Annotated in this window: 17 protein-coding genes; 3 read left to right on the top strand and 14 right to left on the bottom strand. The window is 61.5% G+C overall.

The window, feature by feature from the left end; all coding sequences use genetic code 11:
- Nucleotides 1-150: 150 nt before the first annotated feature.
- The 8 genes from KGA85_RS30545 to glgA all read right to left on the bottom strand — a co-directional run bounded on the left by KGA85_RS30545 (nt 151) and on the right by glgA (nt 12,981).
- Nucleotides 151-951: an endonuclease/exonuclease/phosphatase family protein gene (locus KGA85_RS30545; protein WP_223461111.1), complete on the bottom strand. Its 801-nt coding sequence runs from the start codon at nt 949-951 to the stop codon at nt 151-153.
- Nucleotides 952-1,047: 96 nt separating this feature from the next.
- Nucleotides 1,048-1,806, bottom strand: coding sequence for a PIG-L deacetylase family protein (locus KGA85_RS30540; protein WP_223532086.1), 759 nt, complete (start codon nt 1,804-1,806; stop codon nt 1,048-1,050).
- A gap of 213 nt (nt 1,807-2,019) precedes the next feature.
- Nucleotides 2,020-4,182, bottom strand: a complete 2,163-nt coding sequence (gene glgX, locus KGA85_RS30535; RefSeq protein WP_223461115.1) for a glycogen debranching protein GlgX — start codon at nt 4,180-4,182, stop codon at nt 2,020-2,022.
- Between the two features lie 200 nt (nt 4,183-4,382).
- Nucleotides 4,383-4,700 (bottom strand): DUF2934 domain-containing protein, encoded by a 318-nt coding sequence (locus KGA85_RS30530; RefSeq protein WP_223461117.1) that lies wholly within the window; start codon nt 4,698-4,700, stop codon nt 4,383-4,385.
- Nucleotides 4,701-4,721: 21 nt separating this feature from the next.
- Complete coding sequence (locus KGA85_RS30525; RefSeq protein ID WP_223461118.1) at nt 4,722-7,517, bottom strand: malto-oligosyltrehalose synthase; 2,796 nt, start codon at nt 7,515-7,517, stop codon at nt 4,722-4,724.
- Nucleotides 7,514-9,592, bottom strand: a complete 2,079-nt coding sequence (gene malQ, locus KGA85_RS30520; RefSeq protein WP_223461120.1) for a 4-alpha-glucanotransferase — start codon at nt 9,590-9,592, stop codon at nt 7,514-7,516. Before malQ ends, KGA85_RS30525 begins: the two co-directional genes overlap by 4 nt.
- Nucleotides 9,589-11,385: a malto-oligosyltrehalose trehalohydrolase gene (treZ, locus tag KGA85_RS30515; RefSeq protein WP_223461122.1), complete on the bottom strand. Its 1,797-nt coding sequence runs from the start codon at nt 11,383-11,385 to the stop codon at nt 9,589-9,591. Before treZ ends, malQ begins: the two co-directional genes overlap by 4 nt.
- A gap of 12 nt (nt 11,386-11,397) precedes the next feature.
- Nucleotides 11,398-12,981, bottom strand: a complete 1,584-nt coding sequence (glgA, locus tag KGA85_RS30510) for a glycogen synthase GlgA (RefSeq protein WP_223461124.1) — start codon at nt 12,979-12,981, stop codon at nt 11,398-11,400.
- A 558-nt stretch (nt 12,982-13,539) separates the two neighbouring features.
- Between glgA and KGA85_RS30505 the strand changes: the two genes are divergently transcribed.
- Together KGA85_RS30505 and nudC are read left to right on the top strand one after the other, a co-directional pair.
- Nucleotides 13,540-14,352: a crotonase/enoyl-CoA hydratase family protein gene (locus tag KGA85_RS30505; protein ID WP_223461126.1), complete on the top strand. Its 813-nt coding sequence runs from the start codon at nt 13,540-13,542 to the stop codon at nt 14,350-14,352.
- 6 nt (nt 14,353-14,358) lie between these two features.
- Complete coding sequence (nudC, locus tag KGA85_RS30500; protein WP_223461128.1) at nt 14,359-15,189, top strand: NAD(+) diphosphatase; 831 nt, start codon at nt 14,359-14,361, stop codon at nt 15,187-15,189.
- On the opposite strand, the gene KGA85_RS30495 is transcribed toward nudC, so the two are convergent.
- The 3 genes from KGA85_RS30495 to KGA85_RS30485 all read right to left on the bottom strand — a co-directional run bounded on the left by KGA85_RS30495 (nt 15,157) and on the right by KGA85_RS30485 (nt 17,216).
- On the bottom strand, nt 15,157-15,936 hold the full coding sequence (locus KGA85_RS30495) for a TSUP family transporter (protein ID WP_223461130.1): 780 nt from the start codon (nt 15,934-15,936) through the stop codon (nt 15,157-15,159). The genes nudC and KGA85_RS30495 overlap by 33 nt on opposite strands.
- A 184-nt stretch (nt 15,937-16,120) precedes the next feature.
- Nucleotides 16,121-16,597, bottom strand: coding sequence for a DUF1348 family protein (locus tag KGA85_RS30490; RefSeq protein ID WP_046037105.1), 477 nt, complete (start codon nt 16,595-16,597; stop codon nt 16,121-16,123).
- Between the two features lie 55 nt (nt 16,598-16,652).
- Nucleotides 16,653-17,216, bottom strand: coding sequence for a TetR/AcrR family transcriptional regulator (locus KGA85_RS30485; RefSeq protein WP_223543628.1), 564 nt, complete (start codon nt 17,214-17,216; stop codon nt 16,653-16,655).
- Between the two features lie 214 nt (nt 17,217-17,430).
- Here KGA85_RS30485 and pssA point away from each other — a divergent pair, with 214 nt between their 5' ends.
- Nucleotides 17,431-18,774, top strand: coding sequence for a CDP-diacylglycerol--serine O-phosphatidyltransferase (pssA, locus tag KGA85_RS30480; RefSeq protein WP_223461132.1), 1,344 nt, complete (start codon nt 17,431-17,433; stop codon nt 18,772-18,774).
- Nucleotides 18,775-18,879: 105 nt separating this feature from the next.
- Here the strand turns inward: pssA and efeO (KGA85_RS30475) are convergent, their stop codons facing one another.
- From efeO (KGA85_RS30475) to efeO (KGA85_RS30465), 3 genes are all read right to left on the bottom strand, one after another.
- The gene (efeO, locus tag KGA85_RS30475) at nt 18,880-19,704 is read right to left on the bottom strand and encodes an iron uptake system protein EfeO (protein ID WP_223534001.1); all 825 of its coding nucleotides are present in this window, start codon (nt 19,702-19,704) and stop codon (nt 18,880-18,882) included.
- 24 nt (nt 19,705-19,728) lie between these two features.
- Nucleotides 19,729-21,027 carry an iron uptake transporter deferrochelatase/peroxidase subunit gene (gene efeB, locus KGA85_RS30470; RefSeq protein WP_223543627.1) on the bottom strand — a complete coding sequence of 433 codons (1,299 nt, stop codon included), beginning with the start codon at nt 21,025-21,027 and terminating at the stop codon, nt 19,729-19,731.
- Nucleotides 21,024-22,227, bottom strand: a 1,204-nt coding sequence (efeO, locus tag KGA85_RS30465) for an iron uptake system protein EfeO (RefSeq protein WP_223543626.1), incomplete at its 5' end; no start/stop codon positions are given. The genes efeO (KGA85_RS30465) and efeB, both read right to left, overlap by 4 nt.

The raw sequence follows: 22,227 nt of genomic DNA, 5'->3' as shown, positions 1-22,227 counted from the left end.
CCTTTGGCCGCCAGGAATGGCCAGGACCGGCTGCCCCTACCAGCATCGGCAGGGCATCACCAACGTAGCAGGCACCGCTTCGATGTGGCTACTGTCAGAAATAACAGGTGGGGGATGTTTTCACAGCGCCAGGCGCCTGATGGCCGTGGTTCAGAGATGCACTTCAACCGCCAACGGCAAATGGTCAGAAAGGTGCGTCCACGGCTTGTGCCCGAGTATTTGCGGCTCATGACTGCTGGCATTGCGCAGGTAGACGCGGTCCAGGCGCAACAAGGGAAACCGCGCGGGGTAGGTTTTGGCCGGACGACCATGGTGGCGTTCGAAGGCTTCGTGCAAGTAATCGCGGCGGGCCAGGGCGGCATTGCCCTGCATCTGCCAGTCGTTGAAGTCGCCGGCAATGATCACCGGCGCATCATCCGGCAGGGACTCGAGGAGTTGACAGAGCAACTGCAACTGCAGCTGACGATGGCTTTCCAGCAGGCTGAGGTGCACGCAGATCGCATGCACCTCGCTATGCCCCGGCACGTCCAGTACGCAGTGCAGCAAGCCACGGCGTTCCGGGCCGGTAATGGAAACATCCAGGTTTCGATACTCGCGGATCGGGTATTTCGACAGCAGGGCATTGCCATGATGACCGTCGGGATAGACGGCATTGCGCCCATAGGCGAAGTCGCTCCACATGCTGTCGGCAAGGAATTCATATTGCGAGGTTTGTGGCCATTCGTTGTAGCGGGAGGAGTGGCGGTCGTGCTCGCCGACGACTTCTTGCAGAAACACCAGGTCTGCCGACGTACTGCGCACCGCTTCACGCAACTCGGGGAGGACGAAACGCCGGTTGAGTGCGGTAAACCCCTTATGGGTGTTGACCGTCAGCACGCGAAGCCGATGAATCGCCGGGGGGGTATTCAACGGCGTTGATTCGGCTGCCTGCCGTTTTGGATGACTGGCCACATGCACTCCTCTGATTCAGGGCTGCTTATGTATGCGACTGATGTGACGGCAGGCAGTTCAGTCTGCCTGGCAGCGCCACACCTATCACCGATGGTTTCATACCAACACGATTTCATAAGGCAAACGGATACGCTCCAGCAGCGTCCGGGGCAGCAATGGCGCGATGCCGATGGCCGGTTCGCCGTCGAGTTGGCTGGCATAGGCGTAGGTGGCGTGGCTCTTGCGGGCGACGGTCCAGGTATCCAGGCGCACCTTGCGGGCACGGTGCCAGGGAATCAGCTCCCTGTCCCGTGCCGGCCAGTGCCAGGCCCAGAACGGTACGTCGTTGTAGGTTGCCCCTATATTGGCTGCCGCCCTGGCGCTGGCGCGGCCAACGGTGTCGTGGTCGACGTTGCCGTCCTCGCGCCAGGTGCTGAACACCACATCACCGGGGCGCAGGTAGCGCGTGATGAATTGGACGATCTGATTTTCGTGCTCCACCAGGGCGTTGTCGGTAAACCCGCCACGAATCCACTTCAGGCTGTGCATCGGCAACCCGAGTCGGCGGATGGCTTCCACGCTTTCCTGGGGACGAAATACGCTGAGGCGTTTTTCCGACCACTGCCGAGAGCCCGGATGGCTGGCGCTGCCGTCGGTGATCGAGATCAATTGCAGCGGGTGGCCCAGGTTGCTGAGCAATTGCAGCAGGCCGCCGCAGGTCACGACTTCATCGCCGGGGTGCGGGGCAATGAGCACTGCGCGTGCGCCAGTGGGCACCAGCGATTGGGTGCTGATGACCGGGATGCTGTCCAGTTGCGGGGCACTGTTCCAGATTTGTGATGGCAGGCTGGCTTCGCTCAGGGAAACGGGTTTCATGGTGGATACTTCCTTGTTCTGCGTCGCCTTCAGTCGTGCATGGGACAAACCCGGCAGACCCGTGAGGGCTCGTTGATAGCGGTGCGACAAGCCAAGCCCTGGATTGTCGCGAATCGAGTATTGCTCATGTAACGCTATTCGTCGCGTCGCGAGCTTATCCAGAATGATTTTTCCGCTCTGCGGTGGTGCAGCCATGGATCCCTGAAGTCTCCTTTACTCTTCTTCCTCATGCTGCAACTCGAACAGCAGCAACGAGCGGCCGGTGACCGAGTACTCGTGGCCAAACTCGAAGCGTTCCTGGCCACGGATCGACGGCTGGTTGGTGTCGATCATGCACGTCCAGAAACCGCCGTCAGGCACTTCCGGTAGCCGGAAAATGACGATGTCGTGATGCGCGTTGACCACCAGCATCAACGTTGCGTCGATGCCTTTGCGGCGAATGCCGGTTTCCTGGGCGCGGCCATCGAGCAGCATGCCCAGGCAACGATTGTGCGCATCGTGCCAATGCCTGGTGGTCATTTCCGTGCCGTCCGGCGCCACCCAGGTCACGTCCTTGACGCCGATGTCCTCGTTGTAATTACCCACCAGGAAACGCCCGCGCCGCAGGATCGGGTAGGTCAGGCGCAACTTGATCAGGCGTTTGACGAACTTGAGCAGGGCCTTGCCGTCTTCGCTCAGGTCCCAGTTGACCCAGCCGATCTCGCTGTCCTGGCAGTACGCATTGTTGTTGCCGTCCTGGGTGCGGGCGAACTCGTCGCCGGCCACCAGCATCGGCGTGCCCTGGGCCAGCAGCAGGGTGGCGAAGAAATTGCGCATCTGCCGATGGCGCAGCGCGTTGATGTCGGGGTCGTCGGTGGGGCCTTCGACGCCGTGGTTCCACGACAGGTTGTTGTTGCTGCCGTCCTGATTGTCTTCGTCGTTGGCTTCGTTGTGCTTGTCGTTGTACGACACCAGGTCATTGAGGGTGAAACCGTCATGGGCGGTGACGAAATTCACCGATGAATAGGGCCGGCGGCCACGTTGATTGAACATTTCGCCCGAAGCGGTCAGGCGGCTGGCAAAGTCCGCCAGTTGACCGTCGTCGCCTTTCCAGAAGGCGCGCACGGTGTCGCGGAACTTGTCGTTCCACTCGACCCAGCCCGGCGGAAAATTGCCGACCTGATAACCGCCGGGGCCGCAGTCCCAGGGTTCGGCGATCAGTTTGACCTGGCGCAGCACCGGGTCCTGGCGGCAGGCCACCAGGAAACTGTGGCGTTCGTCGAAACCGTCGTGGTAACGCCCGAGAATGGTCGCCAGGTCGAAGCGGAAGCCGTCCACGTGCATTTCCGAGGCCCAGTAGCGCAGGGAGTCGGTGACCATTTGCAGCACGCATGGATGGCTCAGGTCCAGGGTGTTGCCGGTGCCGGAATCGTTGATATAGAAGCGCTTGTCATCGGGCTTCAGGCGGTAGTAGGACGCGTTGTCGATGCCGCGCATGGACAGGGTCGGGCCTTGTTCGTTGCCCTCGGCGGTGTGGTTGTAGACCACGTCGAGGATCACCTCCAGATTGGCTTCGTGCAGGTGCGCGACCATTTCCTTGAATTCGGCAATCTTGCCACTGGCCAGGTAGCGCGGGTCGGGGGCGAAGAACGCAATGCTGTTGTAGCCCCAATAATTGGTCATGCCCTTGTGCAGCAGATGCTGGTCGTTGACGAACGCATGGATCGGCAGCAATTCCACGGTCGACACGCCTAGCTTGCGGATGTGCTCCACCACATCATCGACCATCAACCCGGCAAAGGTGCCGCGCAGGTTTTCGGGGACGGCAGGGTGACGCATGCTGAAGCCGCGCACATGAGTTTCATAAATGATCGTCTTGTCCCACGGTACGCTGACACGATGATCGTGGCCCCAGGTGTGCGCCGGGTCGATGACCTTGCATTTGGGCACGAAGGGCGCGCTATCCCGTTCATCGAAGCTGAGGTCGGCATCGGGGTGGCCGATGGTGTAGCCGAACAGCGCTTCGGACCATTTCAGCTTGCCGACCAGTTGTTTGGCGTAGGGGTCGATCAGCAGTTTGTTGGGGTTGAAGCGATGGCCGTTGGCCGGGTCGTACGGACCGTAGACGCGATAACCGTAGATCAACCCGGGATGGGCGTCGGGCAAGTAGCCGTGGTAGATCTCGTCGGTGTATTCGGGCAGTTCGATGCGTTCGAGTTCCACCTCGCCGGCGTCGTCGAACAGGCACAGTTCAACCTTGGTGGCGTGGGCGGAAAACAGCGCGAAGTTGACTCCCAGTCCATCCCAGGTGGCACCCAGCGGAAAGGGCAGGCCTTCGCGGATTCGTGTGGTTTCGGCACGAGGGGCTGGCGCGGCGGCTTTCTTCGGACTGGTCATAGGTACTCCCACAAATACTTGTCAGTAATGCAACCTGTGGGAGCGAGCCTGCTCGCGATAGCGGTGTGTCAGTCCACATAAGTATTGAATGGTGGACCGCTTTCGCGAGCAGGCTCGCTCCCACAGTGTTTCAGGGCGAGCATTACCCAAAGTGGCAAGCGGACTCGGCACCCCTTCAATCAGGTCAAACGCTGTGCGGGTCAAACCGCTGGCGGTTTTCGCGCAGCCCGGGGCTTTTTCTCGAGGGCCTTTTCCCCCGGCGGGATCACCTTCGAAGCCGCCGCCGGTTTGGCCTTGGTTTTTGGTGCGGCGACCTTGGCATCGCCAGCCTTGCCATTGGCCGTTTTGCTGACCGGGGTTTTCGCGGCTGCCTTGGCCGGTTTTTTCGGGGCCAGGGCTTCGGCTTCCGCCAGTTTGCACGCCATCTCCCAGTGACGGGCTTCCTGACCTTCGGGTTTTCCTTCGGATTCCCAGATCTGATAGGCGAATTCGCGAATGCGTTTATCGTCGGTACTCATTGCAATGCTCCTGAACTGAACTCAAGTGTGGGCAGTTTGAAAAATGAGATTGACCGGGAAATCTCCCAGCGCGGCGCTGATCGGCAGCTCCCTGTGTTTTGTGACTGTGATGCCGGAAAAAAGTCCCTGCAGATGTTCGTCAGGGACGGTGAAGGGCAGTTTGACCCGGGTATCGCCCCACCGCGGCGCGTGGACCTGTGGTTGGGCACCGTTTTCCAGCAGTTCGGCACAACGTATCGGCACAATCACGATGGCGCGTTTTCCCTCCTGTTCACGGACAAAACCCAGCACTCGATGGGCCTCGCTGCCCACCACTTCCAGAGCCTGGTAAGTGCCACGCCGAAACAACTCGGCATGCTCGGCGCGCCGGCTCAAGGTGCGTGCAATCAAGGCTTGCTTGATGCGCCCGTCACGCCAGTTCCGCAACAAGTCCGGCAGGTCCACGGCTTGCTGCAGTGCCTGCTGGCGGCTGGCGTAATCCACAGGGCGACGGTTGTCCGGGTCGACCAGGCTGAAGTCCCAGAAATCGTTGCCCTGATACAAATCCGGCACCCCGGGCACAGTCATGCGCAGCAAGGTTTGCGCCAAACCGTTGAGTGCGCCGGGGGCGGAGATCGAACGGGCAGCCTTGGCCAGGGCTGTACGCAACAGCTCGCCTTCGGGGCTGAGCAACAGGCGCTGGATGAAGTCCTCGGTCGCTTGCTCGTAAGGGTCATTGGGCGCGCTCCAGCTGCTTTGCAGTTTGGCTTCGCGCAGGGCCTTGCGTTGCCACTGCCAGAGGCGTTTTGCGTAGTCCTCGAGGGCCGACGGATGATCGATAGCCAACTCCAGCGGCCAGCTGCCGAGGATCGTCTGGTACAGAATCAACTCATCGCCCGCCGATGGCATTTGATCGTCGTTGCGCAAGGGCCGGGCGAGGGCGCGCCACAGGCCGATCTGGTCGGCGTACCAGCCGCTGCGCTCGCTCAGTACCGCCAGCCGCGCCCGTAAATCTTCGCCGCGCTTGTGGTCGTGGGTGGCGCTGGCCAGCAGATTGTCCGGGAAGGAGTCGAGGCGCTCGATGCAGGCCTGATGAAAGTCGGCGACCGGTGCACTGAACTGTTCAGTGTTGAAGCCAACGTCATTGCGCGAGAGCAGGACGGCCGAACGATAGAACGCGGTGTCTTCCACCGCTTTCGCCGCTGCTGGCGAGGTCAGTTGCTGGAAACGTACACAGGCGTGCTTCAGACGTTTGCGCTCGCGACCGGCCGGGCGCTGCCGCCAGGATTCACCGCCGAGCCAGCCGGCCAGGCAGTCGAGCACCGGCCAGTCCGCTTCGCCGAGGGTTTGGCGGGCGCCGTCCATGGCCTGCCGGAAAAACATCTCGTCCTGGGCCGATCGGCCAAGGGGGCTGATGTAGGTGCGGTACACCGGGAAGTGCACGATCAGCGCCTGCAAGGCCCGGCGAATGGCACCGAGGGTCAGGTCGCGGGTCATGAGGTTGTCCCGGGCCACTTGCAGCAAGGCCTGGGCAACGCTTTCGAAATCTCCGGCCAGGGAACCGCTGAGGATTTGCTGGCGGGACAGTTGTGCTTCCTGGGAGAAGTCGGCGGACCGCTCGCTGTGACGTTGCCAGAGTTCGGCCAGTGTCTGCGCGCCCCGTGGATCCTGTTGCAGCAGTGACAGCTGGTTCATGAATTCGTAGCCGGTGGTGCCGTCCACCGACCAGTCGCGATGCAGGGTTTCGCCTTCGCCAAGGATCTTTTCCACATAGATCGGCAGGTGGCGGCCCGCTGACAGGCTGTCGACCCGGCGGCGCAGCTTGCGGCAGTAGCCCCGCGGGTCGGCGAGGCCATCGATGTGGTCGATGCGCAACCCGTCGATCAGGCCTTCAGCCACCAGTTGGAAGATCTTCGCGTGGGTCGCTTCGAACACGGCGGGACGCTCGACGCGCAGTCCGCCGAGTTCATTGATATCAAAGAAGCGCCGCCAGTTGATGTCATCGGCGGCGGTGCGCCAACTGGCGAGGCGATAGCTCTGGTGCTCCAGCAGGTTGTGCAGGCGCTGGAAGCCTTCGCCGGTCAGCGAGTCGTAGTTGTTCAGGTGCCGCTCGATGGCTTGGGCAAGGGCCGGATCGCTCACCAGGTCGCGTAGTTCTGCTTTTAGCGGTATGGCCAGGCTGTGGGCGTCGGTCTGGTAGCTCAGGGTGCTGAAGCGATCGGCCAGGTTTTTCAGTTGTTCGGCCTGTTGCGTATCGAGCGGTGCATCGATCCTGAGCAGTTCCCCGTAATCGCTGGGGCAAATCGGAAAGCGGTGTTCGTAATGCTCGACATGGAAGGTGCCGTGCCAGGCATCGAACCGCAGGGGCAGGGTGCCGTCCTGCAACGCGACGCCGTAATCGCTGCCCAGAAACGGCAGGAGCAACTGGCCTTCCATCAAAGGGTCGGATGAGTGCCACTGGATATCGAAAAACTCGCCGTAAGGGCTCAGACGCCCCCACTCGAGCAAATCCAGCCACCAGGGATTATCACTGCCGCCAACCGCCATGTGGTTGGAGACGATGTCGAGGATCAGCCCCATGTTGTGCCCGTGCAGGGCACTGACCAAGCTGCGCAGCGCCGCCTCACCGCCCAGTTCCGGGTTGACCCTGGTCGGGTCCACCACGTCGTAGCCATGCATCGATCCGGCGCGGGCACGCAACAGCGGGGAGGCGTAGACATGGCTGATGCCGAGACGGGCGAAATACGGCACCAGTGGCACGGCATCTTCGAGCGTGAAGCCTTTGTGAAATTGCAGGCGCAAGGTGGCGCGCAGTGGTCGGGTCGGCACCTGGGTCATCGATCACGCTCGGCCGCCTGAAGTCGCGCGCAGGCGAGCAGTTCCAGGCGCCGCGCGGCATCCGCTCCATCGAGCAGGGCTTCGCTGTAGCCCGGCAAGCGCCGCGACCAGTTGGGATGGGTGTCGATGGTGCCGGGCAGGTTGGCTTGCTGTTCGACGCCCAGGGCATCCTCCAGCGGCAGCAGCACCAAGGGCGCGCGGGTATGACCGAGAAAACGCACGCTGGCATCGAGCACCTGGTCGGTTTCGTGAGACTCTTCGCGAAAGTTCTGCGGGTCCTGGCTCAACGCCCGGCGCAGGCCTTCGCGCTCGCGCTCGCGGTGCTGGCGCCATTCGATTTCAGCGCTGGCATCGACCATGCCGAGCCGGGCGTTCCAGTCGATATCGCGACCATGCCACCAGCCGTTGAGGGTGGGCAGGTCATGGGTGCTGGTGGTCGCCAGGGCGTTGTCCGGCCAGTCGAGGATCGGCTTGAAGTGAGTGTTGTCCTGTTCAAACAGCAACACCCGCATGCCGAGTATCGAACGGGCGATGAGTTTTTCCCGCAGGCCGTCCGGCACGGTGCCGAGGTCTTCGCCGAGGACGATGGCCTGGTGACGATGGGATTCCAGGGTTAGCAGGCGCAGCAGATCGTCCACCGGGTAGTACAGGTAAGCGCCGTCGGCCGGCGGCGAACCATTGGGGATTACCCACAAACGTTGCAAGCCCATGACGTGATCGATGCGCAAACCACCGGAGTGGGCGAAGTTGGCCCGCAACATTTCGATGAAGGCCCGGAAACCATTGCGCACCAGGCCTTCAGGGGAGAACGCGGAAATCCCCCAGCCCTGGCCAGTGCGGTTGAGAATGTCCGGCGGCGCACCGACAGTGAGAGAGGCGAGCAGCTGGTCCTGACGGCTCCAGGCCTGGCTGCCGCCGCCATCGGCGCCAACCGCCAGATCGGCGATCAGGCCGATACTCATGCCGCTGGCGCGGGCTGCGGTTTGCGCTCGCTCCAGGCAGCGCGTGATCAGCCACTGACAGAAAGCGAAGAAGCCGATGCGCCCGGCATTCTCCTCGGCGAATGCCGCCAGTTCGGCGCTGCGCGGATTGCGCCAGGGTTCGGGCCACTGCCGCCAGTCGAGGAGTTCACCGCGGGCGGCGCGCGCCTCCTGGATGGCTTCGAAGCAGCAGTGGTTTTCCAGCGCTTCGCCGGCGGCGTGACGGAAACTGCTGAAGTCTTCGTGCAACGGGTGTTCGCCCTGGACGAAACCCTCGTACAGCAACTGCAGCAACCGATGCTTGGCTTCGGCGGCGGCCGGCCAGTCAATCAGCGGACGCTCTTCCAGCGCCTTGAGTTCAATGGCCAGCCCGGTTGCATCAATGGCGGTGCGCAGTGCGCGTTCGCCGAGAATGGTGCCGGGGGCGCAGTAAAGGCTGTTGAGAAACAAACGGCTGGACGGCGAATAGGGGCTGTAGCGTTGGGTGTCACTGGAAAACATCGCATGCAAGGGGCTGATCGCCAGCGCCTCGGCGCCACGCTCACCGGCCACCCGGGCAAGGTCTTCCAGCGCCAGGGTGTCACCAAACCCACCATCGCCGGGGCGGCGCAATCCATACAACTGCACGCTCAGGCCCCAGGCACGAGGGATGGGGTTGTCCACGGCATCGGCCACGCTGTAGCAACGGGCCGGGGCTACGGCGAGGGTGAAGCTTTGTCCGTCGATGCTGACCTGTTGATAGCCGACCGGTACCAGCCCCGGCAGCACCGCGTTGGCGTCCAGTTTCAGGTTGAGCCGCGAACCGTCTTCGAGGTGGATTTCGCAAGGAGTTCCAGGCTCGAAAAAACGCGCGAGGTCCAGGCCAGTCCCCACATCGGCGGTGATCAATGGCGGCAAGTGATGGGTCTGTTGCGCCGCTTGCAATTCCAGCAGGCTGGCGTCGATTTCCTGGGCACTGCCGGCCGGGTGACCAAGACCGGTCAGCACGTTACGCAACACTGATGGCGCGACTTTTTGCGGGCGGCCGTTGGCGTCGATCCAGTCGACTGCGAGACCGGCACGGCTGGCCAGGATTTCCAGTTGCGCATCACTCATGGACGCTCTCCAAACGAGGTAGCAAAGGGGGCTGCGGCGGCGAGGCTGACGAGCGCGCAATACGGGGCAAGGGTGTTTGGGGCCGGCAGGTCGGGGTTCTGTGGCGGGTATTCGAACAACCGCGTGGCACCGGTCTGTGAGGTGTGGACTACGGGCCTGGCGCTGAGGTTCAGGTCAATGCGCAGTTGGCTGCCATCGCCCAAGCGCCAGGATGCACTGACCGCGCCTTCGCCCAGCACATCGGCTCCCAGTGCCTGGGCGCCCGGCAGGCGCGGGATGATGTGCCGGTGACGGATCTGCAACAGTCGGCAATACAGGTCGTGCATCTCTGTATGGCTGGTCGATGGCAGGACCGGGCGCGAGGCTGCAAAAGTCTGCGGATCATTCGGGTCCGGAATGTGTTCGCGCTGGTTAGGGTCGGCAAAGGCGCTGAACGCCGCGAATTCGTTGCGCCGGCCGTCGCGTACCTGCTTGGCCAATTCACCGTGATGGCTGGTGAAAAACAGGAAGGGTTGCTCGACGGCAAACTCATCGCCCATGAACAGCAGCGGAATCATCGGCGACAACAGCAGCAGCACTGTGGCGGCCCGCAGCGCTTGCGGGTGGGCGAGTTGATGCAGGCGCTCGCCGAAGGCCCGGTTGCCGATCTGGTCATGGTTCTGCAAAAACAGGATGAATGCACTGGGCGGCAGATGCCCGCTGGGTTCACCCCGCGCCACTCCATGACGGTTGAGATGGCCCTGGAACACGAAGCCCTGGCTCAGGCAGCGCGCCAGTTGTTCGGTGGGGTTTTGTGCGTAGTCGGCGTAATAGGCGTCGGTTTCGCCGGTCAGCAATACATGCAGGGCATTGTGGCCGTCATCGTTCCACTGCGCGTCGTAACCCTGTTCAAGCAGGCTGGCCTGGTTGTGTTCGTTCTCCACCATCAGCCAGACATGCCGCGCCGGTCCCGTCTGCTGGTGCACCCGTCGTGCCAGTTCCTGGAGGAAATCCGGGTCTTCGATGGCGTGCACCGCGTCCAGGCGCAAACCGTCGAAACGGTATTCCAGCAGCCACATCAAGGCGTTTTCGATGAAAAAGTCCCGTACTTCACAACGGCGGAAGTCGATGGCTGCGCCCCACGGCGTGTGTTTGTCTTCGCGAAAGAAACCCTTGGCATATCGATGCAGGTAATTGCCGTCCGGGCCGAAGTGGTTGTAGACCACGTCGAGAATCACCGCCAGCCCATGGCCGTGGGCGGTGTCGATCAAGTGCTTGAGCTGCTCGGGGGAGCCGTATGAAGCCTGGGGCGCGTAGGGCAGGACGCCGTCATAACCCCAATTACGCTCACCGGGAAACTGCGCGATGGGCATCAGTTCGATCGCGGTGACACCCAGTTCGACCAGGCGTGCCAGATGCTGCTCGACGGCGCTGAAGCCGCCGAGCGCACCGATATGCAATTCGTAGATCACCGCTTCGTTCCACGGCCGTCCCAGCCAGGCACTGTGTTGCCAGGCATAGGCCAGCGCATCGACCACCACACTGTGTCGGTCGATGTCGCCGGCCTGAGCGCGGGAGGCCGGGTCGGGCACTTCCAGTTCGCCGTCGATGCTGTAGCGGTAACGCGTGCCCGCCGCGCATCGGATGTTGCTCACGAACCAGCCGTCGGCCTGGGGCAGCAACGGCAAGGACTGTCCATTTTCCAGTTCGACACTGACGTAAAACGCATCTGGCGCCCACAACGCAAATCGCGTGTGCTCTGCGTCCAGCATGATTGCGCCGTGGGGCCAGGTCTCAAGGGTCCGTAACGGCATCTTGAAAGCCTCTTACTGTTTGTTCGATTTCCCCAATGCTTTCGCCACAAGCTGTTCGTAGAGCTCGGCGTAGGGTTCGACCGCCTTGCACCAGTTGAACGGCGCCGCCATGGCCCGGCAGCGCATGGCGTGCAGCAGGTCGGGAAAGGCGAACACCTTGAACGCGCGGCTCAGGGCTTCCTGGTAGCTCTGCACCGTGGATTCATCGAACAGGAAACCGGTCACGCCGTTTTCGATAGTGTCGGCCAGGCCACCGGTGTTGCGTGCCACCGGCAACGAGCCGAAGCGCTGGGCGTACATCTGGCTCAGGCCGCATGGCTCGTAACGCGAAGGCATCAGCAGGAAGTCGCTGCCGGCGAACATGCGCCGGGCGTCGGTTTCGTTGAAGCCGATGCGCACGCCGATCTGCCCGGGGAAACGCAGGGCCAGTTCGCGCATCGACTGTTCTTCTTCCGGCTCGCCACGGCCGATGATCGCGATCTGCCCGCCGTTTTTGACGATGTACTCGGACACCGCTTCGGTCAGGTCCAGGCCTTTCTGGTAGACCAGGCGCGAAACTACGGCGAACAGCGGCCCTTCGGAATCTTCCAGACCGAACAGCTCGCGGACGTGGGCGGCGTTCACGGCCTTGCCATCCCAGTCGCCGATGTTGAACGGGCAGAACAGGTGCGGATCAGTCGCCGCATCCCAGCTTTCATCGATGCCGTTGGGAATGCCGCTGAGCAGGCCTTGCTGGGTCTTGGCGGCGAGGAAACCGTCGAGACCGCAGCCGAAGTCCGGGGTGGTGATTTCCTGGGCGTAGGTCGCGCTGACCGTGGTGATGTGGCTCGAATAGGCCATGCCGGCCTTGAGGAACGACATCTTGCCGTAGAACTCCATGCCTTCCTGTTGCAGCGCGTGATGGGGAATGCCCAGTTCGGGGCACGAGCCCAGGCTGGTCACGCCTTGATAGGCCAGGTTGTGAATGGTGAACAGTGTTGGCGTGCGCTGCCCACGCCAGTGCATGTAGGCCGGGGCCAGGCCGGCGGGCCAGTCGTGGGCGTGCACCAGGTCCGGGCACCAGTGGATCTGCGCGAGGTTGGCGGCGATGTCGGCAGCCGCCAGGCCGAGGCGGGCGAAACGGATATGGTTGTCCGGCCAGTCGCGGCCGTTGTTGGCGCCGTAGGGTGAACCTTCGCGCTCGTAGAGTTCGGGGCAGATCAGTACGTAAATGACCAGACCATCGGGCATGTCCATGCGCCCGATCTTGCACGGTGGCAACGCAGCATGACCGCCAAGCTCACCGATGATATGGATGGGGTTCTCGCTGTGCAGCACCTGCGGGTAACCCGGGATCAACACCCGCACATCGTGCAGATGGGCCATGGCCCGTGGCAGCGCCGCGGAAACGTCGCCCAGGCCACCGGTTTTCACCAGGTCGGCAATTTCGGAGGTGACGAACAAGACTTTTTTACGGTTCGGATTGTGCTTGGCTGCCGGGGTAAGGGTCCTGGTGCCAGGAACGCTGACGGGTTGGGTGTTTGCGGCAGTTACGGCGCTCGATTCGCCGACTTGATGAGCACGCTCTCCCTGTATTTCCAAAGCCGTACTGATCATATGAATCTCCCGTGTTGTTGATCTAATTCTTAGGTCTGGCAAACGGTGTTCCAAGGCCAATTCCCATGGCCGGCGCAAACGCGCTACGCATCAGTGAGCAAGCGCTGCCCAATGCGTCGAAGCAAAAGGGGTGAATGAGCCATTGCAAAGATTGCACCAGTCGCAACGCACCTTCTTTTCAGAGGACCGATCGGGATTGGAAAAAGTTTCGACTATTTTTCCACTTTGTGACCGATCGGTTTCGTCTTGAGAAAATGAGTCTAGGCCAGAACTTAGAGCGGTAAAGGGTAGATGGCAAAATTGTTCGACAATCGGTTTGTATCGGTACGGACGTGCCTGATCGAGGTGCAAACGCCCCGACGAAGTGCATGTTTTTTTGCGTTTTGGCCTCAAAAAGTCACTGGGCAGTCACATAAATGTGCGACGCGATTTATCAGGTGCGCACCGTTGTGGTGCGTTCTTTTGAGTCCCGCATTTGGCCGAACCGCTGCCTTACTGCCCACCTTGATGCCTTGTTATAGTTCGGGCCTCATTTTTGCCCGCAAAAGGATCACTGGCATGTCTCAGTACAGCGCGTTCAACGTCGAACTGGCCGATAAAATCGCCCATGTGCAGATCAACCGCCCGGAGAAGATCAACTCGATGAACGCGGCGTTCTGGAGCGAGATCGTCGAGATCTTCCAGTGGATCGACGACACCGATGAAGTGCGCGTGGTGGTCCTCAGCGGGGCAGGCAAGCATTTCTCATCGGGTATCGACCTGATGATGCTGGCCGGTGTGGCCAATGAACTGGGCAAGGACGTGGGCCGCAATGCGCGCCTGTTGCGGCGCAAGATCCTCACCCTGCAAGCGTCGTTCAATGCCGTCGATAACTGCCGCAAACCGGTACTTGCGGCCATTCAGGGTTACTGCCTGGGTGGCGCCATCGACCTGATTGCCGCGTGCGACATGCGTTATGCCGCCGAGGACGCACAGTTTTCGATCAAGGAAATCGACATCGGCATGGCCGCCGACGTCGGTACATTGCAACGCTTGCCGCGGATCATCGGTGACGGCATGCTGCGCGAACTGGCTTACACTGGTCGCACGTTTGGTGCCGACGAAGCGCGGAGCATGGGCCTGGTCAATCGCGTCTACAGTGACAACGCCAGCCTGCTCGACGGCGTCATGGGCATTGCCTACACAATCGCCAGCAAGTCGCCGATCGCCGTCACCGGTACCAAGGAGATGATCAGCTACATGCGTGACCATCGCATCGATGACGGCCTCGAATACATCGCCACCTGGAACGCCGCCATGCTGCAATCCACCGATCTGCGCGTGGCCATGGCCGCCCATATGAGCAAACAGAAACCCGAATTTCTGGATTGATTAACCATGATTCCTCGCTGGACCACCGCAGTACTGGACACCGATCAACCCGGCGGCTGGGCCGTCGCGCGCAGCCCCGAAGGCTTTTTGTTCGATGACAATGGCGCACTGTTCCCGCGCGAATGGCTGAAGCGCCAGGACCTATCGATTATTTCCGAACATGGCATCGGTCATCTCGATGGCGAGCCGGTCTACCTGCTGGAGCTGCGCAGTCACAGCGAAGTGCCGGGTTGCAACTGGAAAGGCCTGCGGGCGTTCATGCTCGAAGGCGATCACACGGTCTACAAGGTGCTCGGTTACGCCGCGCAGATCGGCACTTGGGCCCGCGAGCACCGCTTTTGCGGTAACTGCGGTCAGGCCATGACCCAGGTGCCGCGCGAACGGGCGATGTATTGCCAGCCGTGCGATCTGCGCAGCTACCCACGGATTTCGCCGAGCATGATCGTACTGGTGACTCGAGGCGATGAAGTGCTGTTGGCACGCTCGCCACGGTTCGTCAGTGGGGTCTACAGCACATTGGCGGGGTTCGCTGAACCGGGCGAATCGGCCGAGGACTGCCTGATTCGCGAGGTTCGTGAAGAGGTGAGCATCGAGGTCAGGAACATCCAGTACCTGGGCAGCCAGTGCTGGCCGTTCCCGCACTCGATGATGCTCGGCTTTCATGCTGAATACGCCAGTGGCGAGATCGTCTGTCAGGAAGACGAGATCGAGGATGCCCAGTGGTTCAACGTGCACGAGCTGCCGCCGTTGCCGGCGTCACGTTCGATTGCCCGTTACCTGATCGACGTCTACGTGGCGCGGCGCTTAGGCCACGCTGAACCAGTGCTGCCAGGCTAGGCGCACGGTCAGGCCCAGCACCACGGTGATGAACACCGGACGAATGAATTTCGCGCCGCCGCTGATGGCGGTGCGGGCGCCGAAGAAGGCGCCGACCATCAACGACGAGCCCATGCACAGGCCGATGATCCAGTCCACCTGACCGGAAAAGATGAAGATCGACAACGCCGCCACGTTGCTGACGAAGTTCATGCTGCGCGCCACGCCGCTGGCCTTCACCAGGTCGACGGGGTAGAGCAGCAGGCTGCTCACGGTCCAGAACGCACCCGTGCCCGGACCGGCCACGCCGTCATAGAAACCGAGGCTGAAGCCTTGGGTCGACTGCCACTTTTTCTTGATCGGTGCGTTGCTGTCCAGCGGCGCTTTCGGCGTGCCGCCAAACAAGAGATAGACACCACAAGCGAAGACGATCACCGGCAGCATTTTGTTCAGCCATTCCGCTGGCAGGTAATGGGCGACCACGGCACCGGTCAGCGCGCCGACCAGGGTGCCGACGATGGCGTGAACCCATTGCGCGGGGTGGAACAGCTTGCGTCGGTAGAAGGTGAAACTGGCAACCGCCGAGCCGAAGGTCGAACTGAGCTTGTTGGTGCCCAGCACTAGATGCGGCGGCAGGCCGGCGGTCAACAGGGCCGGGGTGGTCAACAGCCCACCGCCACCGGCGATGGCGTCGATGAAACCGGCAACAAAAGCGACAAGGGCCAGGATGGCCAGGGTGGAGAGGTCAACGCTGAGTTCGAAAGGCATGGGATCGGCTTAATCGGCGGGTGCAGAAAGAGGCTGCGGGGAAGGGGGGTGATCTTAACGGTCTGAAGCATACAAAACCATTGTGGGAGCGAGCCTGCTCGCGATAGCGTCCTGACAGACAACAATGATGTTGAATGTGCAGTCGTCATCGCGAGCGGGCTCGCTCCCACATTTTGCTCAGTGTTTACAGGCCCAGATCCGACAGCCCCGGATGATCATCAGGCCGACGCCCCAGCGGCCAGTGGAACTTGCGCTCGCTTTCCTTGATCGGCATGTCGTTGATGCTGGCGAATCGGTGGGCCATCAGGCCGTCCTCGTTGAACTCCCAGTTTTCGTTGCCGTAGGAGCGAAACCAGTTACCCGAGTCGTCGTGCCATTCATAGGCATAGCGCACGGCAATGCGGTTGCCGGTAAATGCCCAGAGTTCCTTGATCAGCCGATAATCCAGTTCCTTGGCCCATTTGCGGGTCAGGAAACCCTTGGCTTCTTCGCGGTTGTGGGCGAACTCGGCGCGATTGCGCCATTGGGTGTCCAGGGTGTAGGCCAGGGACACACGCTCCGGGTCGCGGGAGTTCCAGCCGTCTTCAGCCAAGCGAACTTTTTCAATGGCCGATTCACGGGTGAAAGGGGGTAATGGCGGACGAACTTCGGCATTAGACATTTCAAGTCTCCGTATCAAGTTAATGTTCAAACAACTGTCGAGCTTGATCAGGTTGCTACAGGTCCAATAACTTTCGCGCCATGCATTGCGCATTATCGGCGGCACTGTGATCACCCATTACAAGCGCCACGGTAATGGCACCGTCGATCAGGATCAGCAGCTGTCTGGCCAGCCTCTGCGGATCCTCGGCACCCTGTTCGGTACACAGCTCGCACACGTAGTCGAGCAGCTTCTGTTTATGCTCTTTGGCGACCAGGCGCACCGGGTCCTGCGGGTCGCCGGTTTCACCGCTGGTGTTGATGAAAGCGCAGCCACGGAAACCTTCGGAGGCGAACCACGATTTGAGTACGGTAAACAGGTTGAGCAGTCGCTCGGCCGGAGTTTGTGCCTGGCCGACTGCGCCTCTGTACCAATGCATCCAACGCTGGTCGCGGCGTTGCAGGGCCGCCACCACCAGTTCGTCCTTGTTGGCGAAGTAGCGATAGATGCTTTTTCTGGAGACGCCGGCGGTTTTCACCAGAAGATCCATGCCAGTGGCGGCTATGCCACTTTTGTAGATCAACTTTTCGGTGACATCCAAAATGATGTCGCGTGTGTCATTGCTAGTGATTTCGTTCATGTAGCAAACAGTAGAACGAGCGTTCTCCTTGGTCAAACGGTTTTTGTGGTGTTTGACAAATGGTCTTCGCGAGCAGGCTCGCTCCCACATTGAAATGCATTCTCCTGTGGGAGCGAGCCTGCTCGCGAAGGGGACATTACAGACAGTAACAAGACCCGACCCCATCAATGGTGTAAGCTCTCGGGTTCTTCGGATTCGACCCATTGCGAGCCCTATGCCGTCGCTTTTCAAACGCTCCCTGCTGCCCAAGTTGCGCAGTTTTTCGCTGGCGGCCGATGCCGTTAGCGTCCTCTGCGGTGCTGCAGAATTCCGTCATTGCCTGCTGGAGAAAATCGCCAGCGCGACCCGGCGCATCTACATCGTTGCGCTGTACCTGCAACAGGATGAAGCCGGCCAGGAAATTCTCGATGCCTTGCACGCGGCCAAACTGGCGCGTCCGGAACTGGACGTGGTGGTGGTCGTCGACTGGCTGCGCGCCCAGCGCGGCCTGATCGGTGCCGGCAAGCAACCGGGCAACTCCGCCTGGTATCAGGAAATGACCCGCACCCATGCCAGCGAAGTGCCGATCTACGGCGTCCCGGTACAAACCCGCGAACTATTCGGTGTGTTGCACCTTAAAGGCTTCGTGATCGATGACTGCGTGATCTACAGCGGCGCGAGCCTGAACAACGTCTATCTGCACAAGTTCGACAAGTACCGCTACGACCGTTATCACCTGCTGCACAATCGTGAACTGGCCGATTCGATGCAGCACCTGGTGCAGCACGGCCTGATGGCGTCCAAGGCGGTGCACCGCCTCGACCTGCCGAACCTGCCGACCACCCGCAGCCTGCGCAATGACATCGGTGACCTGCGCAGTCGCCTCAAGCACGCGGCGTACGACACCACGCGGGGCACCACCGACAGGAGCGGTTTGTCCGTCAGCCCGCTGCTCGGCGTCGGCAAGAACAATCCGCTGAACCGGGTGATCTGCGAACTGATCGCCAGCGCCCAGCAGCAACTGACCATTTGCACCCCGTACTTCAACCTGCCGCTGGCGATCATCCGCGAGATCAACCGCGCACTGGCCCGTGGGGTGAAGATCGACATTGTGGTCGGCGACAAGACGGCCAACGACTTCTACATTCCGCCGAGCGAACCGTTCCGGGTCATTTCGGCGCTGCCGTACCTGTACGAAATCAGCTTGCGTCGGTTTGCCAAGCGCCATCAGCGCAACATCGACAGTGGGCAGTTGAACCTGCACCTGTGGCGTGATGGTGACAACACCTATCACCTCAAGGGCATGTGGATCGACCGGCGCTATACCTTGCTGACCGGCAACAACCTCAACCCGCGGGCGTTTCGACTCGATCTGGAAAACGCCTTGTTGATCGATGATCCCCATGGCGAACTGCTGGAGCCGCGTCGCAAAGAGCTGGCAGAGATCTTCCAGCACACCCGTCGCATCGAGCACTTCCAAAACCTGGATACCCTGGCCGAATACCCGGCGGGCGTGGCCAAGTTCCTCAAGCGCGTGAGTCGCGTGCGGATCGAGCGGCTGCTCTACCGCATCTTGTAGACCCAGCGAACTTCTGAAAAGCAATCGCGAGCAGGCTCGCTCCTACACTGGTTTTATGTGGGAGCGAGCCTGCTCGCGATGAGGACCTTACCGGCGCTGTAAAACTCAGTTCAAACCCAGCTTCCCACGCAAAGTCGACAAATCTTCAGCCAAAGTATTGACCGGCCCGACCAGCGCCTTGCGGTCGGCGTCCTTCACTTTGTCGTAGGTCGCGAAACCACCGTCCCCGGTCTTGTACTTGGCCAGGATCCTGTCCACGGTAGCGAAGTTCTTGTCGACCTTGGCCACGAAGGCGGCATCCTGCTTCTCGATCTGCGGACGGAACAGGTTGACGATTTTCTTCGCACCGTCGATGTTGCCCTGGAAGTCATAGAGGTCGGTGTGGCTGTAGCGGTCTTCTTCACCGGAGATCTTGGTCGCCGCCACTTCTTCGAGCAGCGCGGCGGCGCCACCCACCACTTTCTCGGGCGGGAAGGTCAGGCCGGCGACGCGGGTTTGCAGGTCTTTCACGTCCTTGTTCAAGCCGTCAGCCAGTTTGCCCAGGTCTTGGGTGCTTTTTTCCGAGAACAGTGAGTATTCGAGGCGGTGGAAACCGGTGAAGTCCTCGGCTTTCACGCCTTTTTCGTGATCGTCGACGCGGGAGTCGATGGATGCATCCAGGTCACTGAACAGCTCGGCAATCGGCTCGATCGACTCGTAGTAGACGCGGGTCGGCGCGTAGAGTTTTTGCGCGGTGGCCAGGTCGCCTTTTTTCACGGCGTCAGTGAATTGCCGGGTGTGGCTGGCCAGTTCATCCAGTTGCTCGGTCACGTAGATCTTGTAGTCCGAGACCGGCTCCACCAGGTCCAGCGGCGCGGTGGCTGCGAACGCCGAAAGCGGAGTGTTGAACAAGCCAAGGGTCAGCATTAACGCCAGGGGCGACTTTTTCATGGGGCGGTTCCGTGAGGGTTGTTGTCAGGCAGTTGTTTTTGGGGACGTGGCATCGAGCAGCGAACGACCGATGAAATCCTGGTCGCCGGTGACGCCCGGTAGCGTGAAGAAGTAGCCGCCGCCGACCGGCTTGAGGTATTCCTCCAGCGGTTCGCCGTTGAGCCGGGTTTGCACGGTGATGAAGCCTTTCTCCAGGTCGGCCTGGTAGCAGATGAACAGCAGGCCCATGTCGAGCTGGCCGTTCTTGTTTACGCCGTTGGAGTAGTTGAACGGCCGGCGCAGGATCAGGTTGGCCTGGGTTGCGGCAGTGCGCGGGTTGGCCAGGCGAATGTGTGCGTCGAGCCGGGTCAGCTTGCCTTGCGGGTCTTTGCTGTAGTCCGGCACTTCGCTTTCGTGGGCACCACCCATGGGCGCACCGGTGCTTTTGACCCGGCCGAGAATGCTTTCCTGTTCCTGTAACGGCGTGCGGTCCCAGCGTTCAACGAAGTTGCGAATGATGCGCACGGCCTGATAACTGCCGTTGGCGGCCCATGCCGGCTCATCGCTGCCGGGCTGCACCCAGACGATGCTGTCCATGGCCTTGGCGTCGTTAGAGTCGGGGTTGGCTGAACCGTCGCGAAAACCGAGGAAATTGCGCGCACTCTGTGCTGGTACGCCTGGTTTTGCCGGGGCCTGGGGCGGTACGCTGCCTTCCTGTTTCCAGCGCACCAGCAACAGGTCCGGCAGGTTTTTCACGATGTCGCGCAGGGCGTGGATGTTGGTGTCGGTGGTGTTGGCGCAGAACTGGAGGCTCAAGTCGCCATGGCAGCAATCGGCTTCCAGCGCGTCGTTGGGGAAGCCGACCATGCGCGTCAGCCGCTTGGGCTTGGCGGCGGCCAGGCCGAAACGTTCGTCGAACAGCGATTCGCCCACCGACACGGTGATGGTCAGGTTATCCGGGGTGACGACCGGACCGAGAATGCCCGAGTCCACGGGCGGCAGCTTCGGGTCGACCTGGGTCACCGGGCCGCCCTGCATCAGGAACGTTATGCGCTGGTTCATGGTGCGAAACAGCCGCTCAAGTTCGTCACGGTCGCTGGCCAGCACATCGAACGACACCAGCATGCCGGCCGCCGGGCGCGGCGTGACAATGCCGCTCTGGTGCCGGCCATGGAACGCGTGACGGTCGAGGGTTTTGTCGCTGCTCGGCGCTTCGGTGACTTGCGCAGGGTTGGCGGCCATGGCCGGGCAACTGAGTGCTACACCTGCGAGGGCGACGCCGGCGGCGCCCATACCCATCAGTACGCGGCGGCGCTGGAGATTGAATTGCTCTGGATCGTTCATCGGCTGACGTCTTCTGCTGACAGGCCGGAAAGGCCAAGGGCGGGATCGATTGCATCGAGTTCGGTGGCCAGTGCCTTGGCCTTGTCGGCGATCTGTTGGCGCTGATTGGCGCTGACACTGTCGTAGCTGACGTAACCGTCGCCGACCTTGAAACCATTGAGTTCGGCGTCGAAGGCGTTGAGGGCACTGTCGATATTCGGCAGCAACCCGGGTGCGGACTTGCTCAGCATCGGACGCAACAGGTCGACGACTTTGCGGGTGGCGTCGAGGTTGCCGGCGAAGCCGTTCAGGTCGCTGTGGCTGTAGCGTTCTTCTTCGCCGCTGCTGGCGCGTACATCGGCAATGCCGTTGAGGTTGCGCACCATGATGCTCACCAGTTGCTCCGGCGGCAGTGACTGGGCCAGCAACTGTTGTTTGAGGGTGGTGACGTCCGCCAGCAGACGCTGGGCAGCGGGCGCCAGGCCCGCGAGATCACGTTGTTGAAACAGTGCGTACTCGATGCGGTGGAAACCGGTGAAGCCCGGGTCCTGCTCGCGTTTTTCGAAATAGTCGGCGCGGGCATTGATGGCGTTGTCCAGTTGCGACAGGCGTTGAGCGGCAGGCGCCACAAGCTGATACGCGACGCGCGCCGGCACATACAAGGCTTGCGCCTGGCTCAGGTCACCGGACTCGATGGCTAGCTGCAGGGCGCTGACGGCTTTGATCAGCGCGGTGCCCTGGCTGCTCAGGTACACGCGGAACTCCGACAGCGGCCCGACAAACGCCACCATCGACGGCCCGTTTTTAGCGGCGGCCTCGGAGGCCGCTGTCGGCGTGACGTGCAAGGTGCCACGGGGGTTGCTCAGCAGTCCGCAAGTGATGCTGTAGTCGCCGGGCTGCAGGTTGGCGTTGATCACCTGGTTCAAACCGGGGGCGATGTTTTCCCGCTCTTCGGTCACCAGCACGCCATCGAGGATTTCCCATTCCACGGCGCGCTCGGAGCGATTGACGATGCGAAAGCTGGCGCGACCGGCCGGGACGGTGAGCGCATTGGGTTCGCAGCTGTGGGGGTGGATGGTCACCAGCACCTCATCGTGATTGGCCTGGCGCTTGGCTGCGGCGATTTGCGCGGCGTAGTAGAACAGACCGCCGGCGGCGATCATCACGATCACCGAGCCGGCCACCGCCCAGCGCAAGGCGCGGGGAGGGGAAGCCTGGGGT

The organism is Pseudomonas sp. GL-B-12 (genome assembly GCF_019955895.1).
Classification (GTDB): domain Bacteria; phylum Pseudomonadota; class Gammaproteobacteria; order Pseudomonadales; family Pseudomonadaceae; genus Aquipseudomonas.
This window is presented reverse-complemented; position numbering and strand designations above follow the sequence as displayed.

What these genes read in the sequence shown, in the direction of transcription:
- KGA85_RS30530 (WP_223461117.1), bottom strand. Translation starts at nt 4,700, where the DNA reads ATGAGTACCGACGATAAACGCATTCGCGAATTCGCCTATCAGATCTGG.
- KGA85_RS30485 (WP_223543628.1), bottom strand. Translation starts at nt 17,216, where the DNA reads ATGAACGAAATCACTAGCAATGACACACGCGACATCATTTTGGATGTC.
- glgX (WP_223461115.1), bottom strand. Translation starts at nt 4,182, where the DNA reads ATGACCAGTCCGAAGAAAGCCGCCGCGCCAGCCCCTCGTGCCGAAACC.
- nudC (WP_223461128.1), top strand. Translation starts at nt 14,359, where the DNA reads ATGATTCCTCGCTGGACCACCGCAGTACTGGACACCGATCAACCCGGC.
- treZ (WP_223461122.1), bottom strand. Translation starts at nt 11,385, where the DNA reads ATGCCGTTACGGACCCTTGAGACCTGGCCCCACGGCGCAATCATGCTG.
- glgA (WP_223461124.1), bottom strand. Translation starts at nt 12,981, where the DNA reads ATGATCAGTACGGCTTTGGAAATACAGGGAGAGCGTGCTCATCAAGTC.
- pssA (WP_223461132.1), top strand. Translation starts at nt 17,431, where the DNA reads ATGCCGTCGCTTTTCAAACGCTCCCTGCTGCCCAAGTTGCGCAGTTTT.
- KGA85_RS30495 (WP_223461130.1), bottom strand. Translation starts at nt 15,936, where the DNA reads ATGCCTTTCGAACTCAGCGTTGACCTCTCCACCCTGGCCATCCTGGCC.
- KGA85_RS30525 (WP_223461118.1), bottom strand. Translation starts at nt 7,517, where the DNA reads ATGACCCAGGTGCCGACCCGACCACTGCGCGCCACCTTGCGCCTGCAA.
- efeB (WP_223543627.1), bottom strand. Translation starts at nt 21,027, where the DNA reads ATGAACGATCCAGAGCAATTCAATCTCCAGCGCCGCCGCGTACTGATG.
- KGA85_RS30505 (WP_223461126.1), top strand. Translation starts at nt 13,540, where the DNA reads ATGTCTCAGTACAGCGCGTTCAACGTCGAACTGGCCGATAAAATCGCC.
- malQ (WP_223461120.1), bottom strand. Translation starts at nt 9,592, where the DNA reads ATGAGTGATGCGCAACTGGAAATCCTGGCCAGCCGTGCCGGTCTCGCA.
- KGA85_RS30490 (WP_046037105.1), bottom strand. Translation starts at nt 16,597, where the DNA reads ATGTCTAATGCCGAAGTTCGTCCGCCATTACCCCCTTTCACCCGTGAA.
- efeO (WP_223534001.1), bottom strand. Translation starts at nt 19,704, where the DNA reads ATGAAAAAGTCGCCCCTGGCGTTAATGCTGACCCTTGGCTTGTTCAAC.
- KGA85_RS30540 (WP_223532086.1), bottom strand. Translation starts at nt 1,806, where the DNA reads ATGAAACCCGTTTCCCTGAGCGAAGCCAGCCTGCCATCACAAATCTGG.